At 62.9% G+C, this 12,118-nt stretch carries 5 protein-coding genes; all 5 read left to right on the forward strand.

Going from position 1 to position 12,118, the window contains the following annotated elements; all coding sequences use genetic code 11:
- Nucleotides 1–36: 36 nt before the first annotated feature.
- The 5 genes from B6N23_RS01290 to B6N23_RS01310 are packed head-to-tail and all read left to right on the forward strand — an operon-like array spanning nucleotide 37 to nucleotide 12,014.
- Nucleotides 37–3,531, forward strand: a complete 3,495-nt coding sequence (locus B6N23_RS01290; RefSeq protein ID WP_305501405.1) for an Eco57I restriction-modification methylase domain-containing protein — start codon at nucleotides 37–39, stop codon at nucleotides 3,529–3,531.
- Complete coding sequence (locus B6N23_RS01295; protein ID WP_305501407.1) at nucleotides 3,528–4,790, forward strand: hypothetical protein; 1,263 nt, start codon at nucleotides 3,528–3,530, stop codon at nucleotides 4,788–4,790. The genes B6N23_RS01290 and B6N23_RS01295 overlap by 4 nt, the downstream gene beginning before the upstream one ends.
- A 15-nt stretch (nucleotides 4,791–4,805) precedes the next feature.
- The gene (locus tag B6N23_RS01300; RefSeq protein ID WP_305501409.1) at nucleotides 4,806–8,141 is read left to right on the forward strand and encodes an AAA domain-containing protein; all 3,336 of its coding nucleotides are present in this window, start codon (nucleotides 4,806–4,808) and stop codon (nucleotides 8,139–8,141) included.
- Entirely contained in the window at nucleotides 8,128–10,776 is a 2,649-nt protein-coding gene (locus B6N23_RS01305) for an McrB family protein (RefSeq protein ID WP_305501411.1), read from the forward strand. The genes B6N23_RS01300 and B6N23_RS01305 overlap by 14 nt, the downstream gene beginning before the upstream one ends.
- Nucleotides 10,773–12,014, forward strand: a complete 1,242-nt coding sequence (locus tag B6N23_RS01310) for an McrC family protein (protein ID WP_305501414.1) — start codon at nucleotides 10,773–10,775, stop codon at nucleotides 12,012–12,014. The genes B6N23_RS01305 and B6N23_RS01310 overlap by 4 nt, the downstream gene beginning before the upstream one ends.
- The last annotated feature ends 104 nt before the right edge of the window (nucleotides 12,015–12,118 follow it).

A 12,118-nucleotide genomic window follows, 5' to 3' on the forward strand; every position in this document is an offset into this window, starting at 1 on the left:
ACAACAGCACCAACACCAACACCAACACAGGGGGGGGTGAAGAACCCACGCCTCAGCTCATCCATTAACCTCAAGTCCGACAGACTGCTAGGCGATGGTTTCCTGGCCCACCCCGAGAACCACGCCCTGCGCCAGCGCTTCCTCGATGGCGAGCTGGACGCCCACGCCTACTATCAGGAGCTCTTGCGTCTGGTCTACCGGCTGCTGTTCCTGCTGCGTGCCGAGGCCCGCGACCTGCTCCACCCGGCGGATAGCGACCCACTGGCCCGTGAGCGCTACCGTGAGGGCTACAGCCTGGAGCTTCTGCGTCAGGCGGCACGCAAGACCCACCGCTTCGAGCCGCGTCATCACGACCTCTGGCTGACGCTCCAGCAGACCCTCAGTGGCCTGGCCGGTGGGCAGCCACTGCTGGCGCTCCCTGCCCTGGGCGGGCTCTTTGATTCCGCGCAGTGTCACAACCTGGATGCGGCGCTGATCGATAACCGCTCGCTGCTCAATGCCATGCGCGCCCTCACCTGGCATCGTAGCGACGTCCGCCGTGGCCTGGTCGCCACCGACTACGCCAACATGGACGCCGAGGAGCTGGGCAGCGTCTATGAGGCCCTGCTCGAGCTGGTGCCCGCCGTCAACGAGACGACCTGGCAGTTCCGCTTTGTGGGCCTGGACGACGGGGACAGCACCGCCGGAAATCTGCGCAAGCTCACCGGCTCCTACTACACCCCGGACGTACTGGTGCAGTCGCTGATCGACACCGCCCTGAAGCCGGTGATCCACCAGCGACTGGAGGAACACCGCGAGCGGCCCCGCCAGGCCCTGCTGGAACTGCGCATCGTCGACCCGGCCTGTGGCTCCGGCCACTTCCTGCTCGCCGCCACCCGCACCCTGGCCCGCGAGATCGCTCGCCTGGACGCCGAGGACAACGAGCCCACCCCGGAACAGTTCCAGCACGCCCTGCGCGAGGTGGCCCAGCACTGCATCTTCGGGGTGGACGTGAACCCCATGGCGGTGGAGCTCTGCCGTACCGCGCTGTGGATGGAAGCCCTGGAGCCTGGCAAGCCGCTCACCTTCCTGGACAGCCACATCCAAGCCGGCAACGCCCTGATCGGGGTGTTCGATCCCACAGTGCTGGAGAACGGCATCCCCCAGGAGGCCTTCGATGCCATCGAGGGTGACGACAAGGAGCTGCTCAAGGGGCTGCGCAAGCGCAACAAGGCCATGGCCGATACCCTGGCCGTGGACCTGCGCATCAATGCCAGCCAGCTTGCCGCGGTGGAAGAGCTCCCCGAGGAGTCGCTGGAGGAGATCGCCGAGAAGCGCCAGCAGTGGGAGGCGGCCCAGGAGAACCCCGAGACCCGCCGCGCCCGCCTGATGCAGGACCTCTGGACGGCGGCCTTCTTCATTCCCAAGACCGAAAGCCACAAGGCTCGCATCGTCACCAACGAGGCGCTGATGGCCGCCAACCGTGACGAGCTCGACCCACAGATCGAGGCCGAGGTGCGCCTGCGCGCCGAGCAGAACCACTTCTTCCACTGGCGGCTGCAGTTCCCGGAGGTCTTCGATCGCGAATCACCGGGCTTCGATGTGGTGCTGGGCAACCCGCCGTGGGAGCGCATCAAGCTCCAGGAGAAGGAGTTCTTCGCCGTGCGTGCCCCGGAGATCGCCGAGGCACGCAACGCCTCCGCTCGCGGCCGCATGATCCAGGCCCTGGCCGACAGTGACAACCCCACTGAGCAACAGCTCCACGCCGAGTTCCAGCTCGCCCGCCATGCTGCCGAGGCCTCGAGCCAGTTCGTGCGTAAAGGCGGGCGCTTCCCGCTCACCGGCACCGGCGACGTCAACCTCTATGCGCTGTTCGCCGAGCTGGCGCTCAGGCTGATCGGGCGCGGTAGCCGGGCAGGCATAATCGTGCCTACCGGCATCGCCACCGATGACAGCACCAAGGCCTACTTCGATGCGCTGGGTACCGGTCATCGCCTGGCCAGCCTCTACGACTTTGAGAATCGGGAAAAGCTCTTCAAGTCGGTCGATAGCCGCATGAAGTTCGTCTTAATGACCATTGCCGACCAAGTTGAAGTTGCCGATCTGATGTTCTTCGCCACCCGCATCGAACACCTGCACGACGAGGAGCGCCACTTCCAGCTCTCGCCGGACGACTTCGCGCTGATCAACCCCAATACCCGCACCTGCCCGGTGTTCCGCTCCAAGCGAGATGCAGAGCTGACCCGCAAGCTCTACCGCCAGGCGCCGGTGCTGATCCAGGAAGCCCCCGAGCAGAACCCCTGGGGCATAAGTTTTTCGCGGCTCTTCGACATGTCCAACGACAGCAACCTCTTCCATGGCTTGGAAGACCTGCGCGAAGGGGGTGGCTATCTCGACGGCAACCGCTTCCACCAAGGCGATACTCGCTACCTCCCTCTGTATGAAGCCAAGATGGTCCACCACTATGACCATCGCTTCGCGACCTACGACTCCCAAGGTGAGGATATCCGGGACGCCACGCCGGCAGAAAAGGCCAACCCCGACTTCGCTCCCCTCCCCCGCTACTGGGTCAACGATTGGGAGGTGGTGCTGCGCACCGCCGATGTGCCCCAGGACGTGATCAAGGGTGTGAAGAAGGAAGATGCCGACAAGCTGGACAAGGCCCTGCGTACCTGGCTTGCCGGTCTGCTGCTGGTGCGTGGAGAGGCCGATCACGCCTCGCAATTGCTGGGCAAGCAGGTAGTCAAGCAGGGCTCTACTGCCAGCCTCTTCGATCAGGCGGAGGAGACTAGGGCCGGTCTTGAGGCTCGCCAGCTGGCCGAAACCCACCCGATGGAGGATGACCAGCTCGTCGACTGGCTGGGACGCTTCGAGGGCGGCGAAGATCGCTTCGCGCTGGTGGAAGACCTGCTGCCCGGTCGCTGCCCCCACTACCTGCTGGGCTTTCGCGATATATGCCGCTCTACTGATGAGCGAACAGTCATTGGATCTACGATTCCCTTTACCGCGGTGGGCAACAAGTATCCACTACTGTTTCTTCCAGTAGCGATGAGCCCAAGACTGAAGGCTGCTCTCCAAGGCAACCTTGCTTCGCTTGCACTTGATTACGTCGCCAGACAGAAGATTGGTGGAACCACCCTGAACTTCTTTATCGCGAAGCAGCTCCCGGTGCTTCCACCGGATGCCTACGACGAAGAAGCCCTCGACTATATCGTCCCGCGGGTCCTGGAGCTGACCTATACCAGCCATGACCTGGCCCCCTTCGCCCGGGATCTCGGCTACGAGGGCGCGCCCTGCGGCTGGGACCCGGAGCGCCGGCACCGGCTGCGCTGCGAGCTCGACGCCTACTATGCCCACCTCTACGGCCTCACCCGCAACGAGCTGCGCTATATCCTCGACCCGGCCGAGGTGATGGGCCCCGACTACCCCTCGGTCACCTTCCCAGGCCTGAAGCGCAAGGAGATCGCCGAGTTCGGTGAGTACCGCACCCAGCGCCGGGTGCTGGAGGCGTTTGATGTTCTGGCCTCTACCAAGGAGGGGGTTCTCGCATGACGATGTTTCAGTCAATTGATACTCAGCGGCTTTGCGAGTTGGTCCATTCGGCCTGGAAACGGGTCGCCTTTATCGGCCCAGCCATGACCACAGAGGTGGCCGCCGCGCTGTCGAATAAATTCAGCCAGCTGGACCGCCGCGGGGTAACGATCATCATCGACTACGATGAGGCTATCTTTCGCCTTGGGTATGGCCACCACGAGGCGATAGAAATCCTGAAGGAGTCAGGCATTGAGCTCCGCAAGGAATCGGGCCTGCGAATTAGCGCCTTGGTGATCGATGACCAAGGCTGGATTCTCCATCAATCCCCCATGGCGGTTGAGAGTCCTGATGCACCCGTTCGCAACGCTATGGCGCTTAGTGCCGAGCAGGTCAAAGAAGTCTGCTTCTCAGCAGGCATTCAAGACGAGCCCCGCGACAGCTCCTCAACCTCATCAGAGCACAGTGCTGCGAGCGAGCGCATTGAAATTGGTCTCACACCCATTCCTGAAGCTGAATACAGCAGCATAAAGAAGGCCATTGACAGCAACCCGCCACAGGCGTTCGACCTACAGCGCCAGGTCAATGTCTATACAGCCAGCCTTCAGTTTGTCGATATCGAACTGACAGGCGGTCGTGTAGAGTCGCGCACCATCCGACTTCCCGCAAGTCTTCAGAAACAGCTATTCGGTAATAATGATGAGGTCGACTCGCGTTTAAAGGCCAGCTACAAGCTGATCGACTCCCCCCAACTGAAGGGGCTTGACGAGATTCGCAGGGATGTCGATGAGCTCAGGCAGTATACCCGCCAGCTCAATAAGCGGCTTGGTCGCGTCATTCTCACGGCAAAGAAAGACAGGTTTCAAAAAAGGCAGCTAGCGCTGGAAGAAAAGATCTTGTCCTGGAAGAAAGACGCCAAGGCCGTCATAAAATCAGAGATCGATAAATCCATCAATGAGCTCGCCGAAGCTCTGGCGCCCCTGGTGCTCGAGAACCCACCGATCGAGCTGGAGTCAGTCATAGTCGGCGAGCCAACCAAACAGCAAGCCATCGACTTCATAAAAGAAACGCTTTACAGGGTCGCCCCCGATCCCGGCAAGCTTGTTGACGACATGAAGCTCCACTGCATCTTCAAGGATGTCACCTACGAAATGCTGAAAAACGAAGAGTTTCAGGGTTTAATCGAAAAGTTTTACCCCGACCTGAAGTCCCGAATTATGCAGGAATCGAGCGCTGCTAAGGCACGCACCATCTCAATCGAAGATGACCTGTTCAGTTAAGGCCAACTGATAACCATGAGCACGCAGGAACTCGCTTCACGCATCTTACAGGTTCTCGAACAGGAACCTGGGCTTCTCGGCCGGGAGATCGCCGAGCGCATCGGCTGTGACAAGAAGCAGGTCAACGGCCTGCTCTACAGCCTGCTGCGCGACACCCTCTACCAGGACAGCCAATACCGTTGGTATCCAAAACAACAGGCACCACGGACCTCGACGCCGGCCAGCGAGTACTCCGATACCGATCTGTCCAGGCTGGCGCGCTACTATCTCGCCTGCATGGGGCAGGATGAGCGCGGCGTCTCCATCTTCGCCTACGACAAGTTCGGCAAGCCGGACTATGCGGAGCTCTCGCAGCTCCCCCAGTATGACGATATCTTCCAGCAGCCCGCCGCCCGCGACCTGCTGTCCCGGAGGCGCAACGACAAGGGTCGCATGGAGGTATTCTTCGGCTATCCCACCCTGCTGCGGCCTCACCAGTCAGCGAAGGGCTGGCGCGGGTTCTTCGTCGAGCCCCTGTTCCTCTACCCGGTCGAGCTCAACAACGGGCCCGGAAGCCAGCCGATGCTTCAGGCCGGCTTTCCGATCCTAAACCACAAGGCACTGCAATTCCTGACCCGCACGCAGCGCGAGGCGCTGATGGAAGAGCTGGTGCAGCTGGAAGAGGAGCTCGGTCTGACCGGTCAGTTCGAGCCCCCCGATCTCGATGAGCTGACCCTTCGTCTCCAGGCCATCCGCCCCGAGTGGCTCTGGGTGGAAGCGATCGACCCCCAGCAGCTGGGTGACACACCGGCTCTGGCCGAGGCCCAGCAGGGTGGCCTCTACAACCGTGCCATGCTGGTCATGGCCGAGCGCTCACCCTTCACCCAGGGGCTCGAGTCCGAGCTCAAACAGCTGGCACAGCTGGCGGAAGGACGCTACCAGGGCTCGGCCCTCAGCGACTGGTTGAAAGGCACAGTGGAGTCCTCACCCGGCACCGAACAACGGCCCCTGATCGAGGTGCTGCCACTCAATACCGAGCAGCGCCAGGCCATCCAGCAGGCGCTGACCAACAAGCTGACCATCGTCACCGGCCCACCCGGCACCGGTAAATCGCAGGTGGTGACCAACCTGCTGATCAATGCGGCCTGGCAGGGCAAGCGCGTGTTATTCGCCAGCAAGAACAACAAGGCCGTGGACGTTGTGGAAACCCGCGTCAACAGCCTCGGGCCCCGCCCGATCTTGCTACGGGTAGGCTCCCAGCAGTACCAGACCCGGCTCGCTGAATATCTGCTCTCGATGCTCTCGACCACGGCCACCGCCGAGGATCAGGAAAACTACCGCGAGGCCTACACGTCGCACCGGCGCATCGAGGAGCGACTGATTCAGCTCGACAAGGATACCCAGCAGCTTATCAGCCTGCGCAATCAGGTCGATGCCCTGGAGCAGGCTGCCGAGCAGGTGCGTCAGGAACTTTCACGCAGCCAGTTCAAGGGCATGCGGCATCTCGAACTGGAGCCCCTCATCGGCGCCAGCAGGCGACTGCGTGATGCAATTCACGGTGCCAGCAAGGACCAGCAGCCACTGTTGCCGCGCCTGTTGTGGGCCTTCAAGAAGCGCGAGCGACTGGACCAGCTGGCGCATGCGGCAAGACAACTGCCGTCCGATATCGAGACGCTGGGGCTCCAGCACCCGGCAATACGCGCCGATGAAGCCAGCCTTGCCGAGTGGCGAGCCTACGCAGGAGCCCTCAGCAGCCGCCTCGAACTAGTCGAGCATGCCTGCGAGTATTTCGATGCGCTTCAGGCCTTGCAGAGCGCCAAGAGTCTCGAAGAGATCAGCTTGGAGCAGATGCAGTGGATCCGCGCCCTCTCCGACAATGCCTTCACCCTTTGGCGGGCCTGGCTGGTCAACCAGCCGGCATCGCTCAGCAAAGAGGATCGCCAGAAGCTGAACCGCTACCACTCCCTGCTCAAGATGGTGATGGATACCGGGCCCGACAGTCAGCTCTCTCGCGAGGTAGGCAAGCAGTACCGGTCGCTCTTCCAGCAGGCCGCGCACCTACTCCCCTGCTGGGCTACCACGGCGCTTTCGGCCAGGGGCAAGATCCCGTTCGAGCCGGGTTTCTTCGACTTGGTGGTCTTCGATGAGGCCAGCCAGTGCGACATCGCCTCTGCCCTGCCCTTGCTCTATCGCGCCAAGCAGGCGGTGGTGATCGGCGACCCCAAGCAGCTCTCCCACATCAGCGGCCTGCAGCGCGGTCAGGATCAGCAGCTGCTGGAAAAACACGGGCTGATCGCCGAGTTCGCCCACTGGGCCTACTCCTACAACTCGCTATTTGACCTGGCTGCCGGCCTGGTGGAAGGCAGCGACATCGTCAACCTGCGCGACCACCACCGCAGCCACAACGACATCATCGAGTTCTCCAACCGCGAGTTCTATGAAGGAAGGCTCCGCGTCGCCACTCGCTATGACAACCTGGTGCGTCCTAGCCTCAAGGAACCAGGGATTCGCTGGGTCAATGTTCAGGGTCAGGCCACACGTCCACCCATCGGAGGCGCCGAGAATCTGTCCGAGGCCAGGCAGATTGCGGCCGAGATCAAAGAGCTGGTGCTGGAACGTGGCTATCGCGGCTCGATCGGCGTTGTCTCGCCGTTTCGATCCCAGGCCAACCTGATCCGCAAGGTGGTCAACGCCGACGAGGTATTGGCCGCTCGTCTCCCCGCGCATGACTTCCTGGTGGATACCGTGCATAAGTTCCAGGGCGATGAACGCGACCTGATGATCTTCTCGCCGGTGGTCGCCAGCGGCATCAGCAACGGCGCCCTCGGCTTCATGCGCAACACTCCGAACCTGTTCAACGTCGCCATCACCCGGGCCCGGGGCATGCTGGTGGTGGTAGGCGACCTGACGGCCTGCTCACGCTGCGGTATCGACTATCTCGAGCGCTTCGCGAGCTACTCCCAGGCGCTCCAACAGCAGTCCGAGCGGGACCAGGAGCAGGGGCAACAGGATCTCGGCCCGGAATACCCTGCTGTCAGCAACCCCGAACGAGTCTCCGACTGGGAGCGCCTCTTCTATCGCGCCCTCTACCAGGCCGGAATCCGCGCCATTCCCCAGTACAAGGTCGAGAAGTACGACCTCGACTTTGCCCTCTTCGTTGGTGATCGAAAGCTGAACATCGAGGTCGATGGCGAGCGCTATCACCGAAACTGGACCGGCGAACTGTGTCGTCGTGATCAGATGCGTAATCAGCGGCTTTTCGAGCTCGGCTGGGACGTCAAGCGCTTCTGGGTCTACGAGGTTAGAGATGACCTGAGCCGCTGTATTCAACTCATCAAGGACTGGAAGGAACAAGGACGTGAGCCGCTATAGCCACCAGCACGAAACCAAGTACCTGCTCGCCGCTGCCCAGCGCTGGAAGGAGACCTGCCTGCTTCAGGACGGCAGCCTCTTCAGCGACAAGCAGCTCTGGACCCTCGACAACCTCGAGGAGCTGGACCGCCGTTTCACCCAGAACCCCATCGAGGGCGGCGACAGCTATGTTCACAAGCTCTCGCTGCAGCTGGCCGACAGCTCCCCCGCGGCCATCCAGCTGATGGCGGAGCTCAACTGGCTGCTGCTGCTCTTCTCGAGCAACATCAAGCCCGACACCAAACGGCGCATGGTGATGGAGATCTGGGAGCTGAGCGGGGAGGCCCTCCCCGAGTCAGCACCCTGTCTCGACGACCCAAGCCTTGCCGGTGTGGGCAGCACCGGCACCGGTTTCAACACCCACCGCTGGCGCGAGCTGGTCTTCCTGATCGACCTGCTGCGCGCCTTCAAGTCGATGCCTGCCGATCAACAGCAGCGCCAGGCACAGGATCCCTGGGCCTTTGCTGACTGGATGGCCACCGTGCGCCGCGATGGCATCCGCCAGCTGCCCCACATACTCAACTACCTGCTCTTCCCGGACAGCTTCGAGTACATCTCCGTCAGTCTCGACAAGGAAAAGATTCTGGAGTCCTTCGAGGGGCTCTCGAAGCACCGACTCCGCCAGCTTTCGGAGCCGGAGGTCGACCAGGCGTTGCTGGCCCTGCGTCAGCGCCTGGAGCAGGAACACGGCACCGAGGTGGACTTCTACGATACCCCCTGGCTCGAGCAGTGGCGCCCTTCCCCCGGCACCTGGCTGATGGCCTGGAATCCGAAGCATTGGCCCTGGAAGTCCTACCAGGACGACCGCATGAAGATCGCCGGCGGCGAGAACGTCACCCTCCCCTGGCGCACCGCCTCTACCCAACCCCGCGAGGGCGACACCTTCTATCTGGTGCGGGTGGGGCAGGAGCCTCGCGGGCTGATCGCGCGGGGCAATATCGCCTCGGCTCCCTACGACGATGATCACTACGACACCGAGCGTGCCGCCAACGGCGAGACGGCCCGCTTAGTCGATATCACGCTTACCGATCTGCGTGATCCCGACGTGGACGCCTACATCAGCATGGCCGACCTCCTGGCCGGCACCACCGATGGGCAGAACTGGTCACCCCAGGGTTCAGGCATCGAGATCAAGTCGCTCTCGGCCAAGCTGATCGGCAAGCTGTGGGAGAAGCTACCGCCGGTGAAGGTCTCCACCGACAGAGCCGAGTCTCCCAAGCAGCAGGCTATCCAGATTGCCCGCCCGGTCAACACGATCTTCTACGGCCCGCCCGGCACCGGCAAGACGTACCATCTGCAGAAGCACCTGATGCCTCGCTACGAGAGCGAGGCCAAGAAAGCGCCTACCGGCGAGTGGCTGGAGGAGCAGCTGGCCAACACCGCCTGGTGGGAGGCCATTGCGCTGGCGCTGGCAGACCTGGGCGGCAATGCCACCGTCAATGACCTTCTCATCCATCCCTACTTCAAGGCCAAGGCCCGGGTGCAGGGGCGGCCCAACAGCCCCAACCTACGGGCCACCTGCTGGGGAGCCCTCCAGATCCATACGGTGCTGGAGTCCACTACCGTTAACTATGCTCAGGAGAAGCGCCAGCCACCGCTGATCTTCGACAAGCAGCCCGGCGGCCACTGGGTGCTCACTGGTGACTGGGAAGAGACCGGCGAGGGACTGCGCGCGAGACTCGCTCAGCTCAGGCAGGGCCCTGCCAGCGACGACGCACGCATCAGGCGCCACCTGACGGTGACCTTCCACCAGTCATACAGCTACGAGGACTTCGTCGAGGGTATCCGACCACAGACCACCGAGGACGGCGGCATCAGCTATGAGGTGCGCGATGGCCTCTTCAAGGCATTCTGCCAACGGGCCAGCCAAGACCCGCACCAGCGCTATGCGCTATTCATTGACGAGATCAACCGCGGCAACATCTCACGGATCTTCGGCGAGCTGATTACCCTGATCGAGACCGACAAGCGCGCCTGGTGGGACGAGGACGGCCAACTGGTGGGAGGTTTCGAGCTGGTGCTGCCCTACTCCGGCGAGCGCTTCGGGGTGCCCAAGAACCTCGATATCTACGCCACCATGAACACCGCCGACCGCTCCATCGCCCTGATGGATGCCGCCCTGCGCCGGCGCTTCCACTTTCAGGAGCTCATGCCAGAGCCAAAGCTGATTCCCGGCAGCCAGGGGGACGGCTACATCCCCGACGGCGAAGGTGGGCTCCTCAACCTGCGTGCCCTGCTGGAGGCGATCAACCTACGCCTGCGCTACCTACTCCACCGCGACCAGACCTTCGGCCATGCCTATTTCACCGAGGTGAAGGACCTCGAGGCCCTTCGCCGGGTGATGGTCTACGACATCATCCCCATGCTCGCTGAGTACTTCTACGACGACTGGCGACAGATTCGCCGCGTGTTAGCCGACGAGGGCGCCGATGGGGAGCAGCAGCTGATCATCGCGGAGCCCCTTGACCCGGCCCGGCTCTTCCCCGGGAGTGACGACCTGCTGCCGGAGCGCCCCGACTACCGCGTCAAGTCGCCAGACGAGATCAGCGCCGACGCCATCAGGAAGATCTACGAGTCACTGGAAGGCGAGGCATGAGGCAGCTCACCGCCTATGAGCATGGTTGGCTGGAGGTCGGAGAGGGTCGCGACCTGGCATCACACGAAGCGGAGGCCCTGGCTGCCGCCGAGGGCATCCTACCACCTGGCTGCCTTCAGTGGGGTCATCGACGGGTCAAGTTCACCCAGTTCTGCGGCGTGGTACAGGTGGATGGCCTGCAAGTGGAGGTGCTGCCCAAGCTCACGCCCTACCAGACCGAGGCCCAGCAGCGCGACACCCTGCTCACCATGCTGGCCTGCGCCGGGGACCTGGAGGGCGTCGAGAGGCTCGGCGCCGGGCTTGCCACCAGCCGCACCAACCTGCTGGATCTCTTCATCCGGCACTTCGCCCACCTCCTGGAGCGACAGCTGCAGCAGGGGCTGCTGCGCGACTACCGAGACATCGACGACACCCTGGACCAGGTGCGCGGCCGCATCGACCTGGTGCGCCAGCAGCGCGAAAACCTCTTCAAGCCCCAGCGCCTGGCCTGCCGCTACAGCGAGCTGGTCGCCGACATCCCGGTCAACCGGCTGCTGCACTCCGCACTGCGGCTGGTGATCTCGCTCGCCACCAGCCCCCTGCTCGCCCAGCAGCTCCACGCCCTGCGCATGCGCTTCGGCGAGGTCGGTACCCTGGCACCCCACGAGCGCGGTCCCACTGCCGAGCAGCTCAACCGGATGCAGAGCCGCTACGCCCCGCTGGTGGCGCTGGCCCACCTCTTCCTGGACGGCCAGTTCCTGGATGCCCGCTCCGGGCGCCAGCAAGCCTTCAGCCTGCTCTTCGACATGAACCGTCTCTTCGAACGCTACACCGCGAGCCGCCTGCGCCCGCTGGCGCGTCGTCAGGGGCTCAAACTGATCGAGCAGGGGCCGCGGCGACATCTAGGCCACGAGGAAAGCGGCCGCGGCCGACTCCTGATGAGGCCGGATATCAGCCTGCTGAACGAGTCCAGGCGGCCGGTGGTCATCCTGGACACCAAGTGGAAGCGCATCGAGGGGCCCGACCCACTGGCTGCGCTCTCCGCGACAGACCTCTACCAGCTAACCGCTTACGCCACGGCCTATAGGTGCCTGTCGGTGGTACTGCTCTACCCTGAGCAGGCTCACCTCCGGGCCGGTCAGCGTCATGCCATGACTCTCGCTGGCTCCGGTGCCCGGCTGGCCCTGGCCGCTATACCGGTTGATGGTACGGCGCCCGAAATCGTGTTCAGCGAATCTCTCGTTGCCGCTCATGTATGAGCGACAAAACGTTTTGTCGCTCATATCACCTCGAATATTAGCCACAAAAAGCACACTCGCTGTGATCTCTCGATAGGCTGTTCATCCAGAGCCTACCCGGAAGA

This window comes from Halomonas alkalicola, from assembly GCF_030704205.1.
GTDB classification, from domain to species: domain Bacteria; phylum Pseudomonadota; class Gammaproteobacteria; order Pseudomonadales; family Halomonadaceae; genus Halomonas; species Halomonas alkalicola.

What these genes read in the sequence shown, in the direction of transcription:
- B6N23_RS01295 (WP_305501407.1), top strand. Translation starts at nt 3,528, where the DNA reads ATGACGATGTTTCAGTCAATTGATACTCAGCGGCTTTGCGAGTTGGTC.
- B6N23_RS01300 (WP_305501409.1), top strand. Translation starts at nt 4,806, where the DNA reads ATGAGCACGCAGGAACTCGCTTCACGCATCTTACAGGTTCTCGAACAG.
- B6N23_RS01310 (WP_305501414.1), top strand. Translation starts at nt 10,773, where the DNA reads ATGAGGCAGCTCACCGCCTATGAGCATGGTTGGCTGGAGGTCGGAGAG.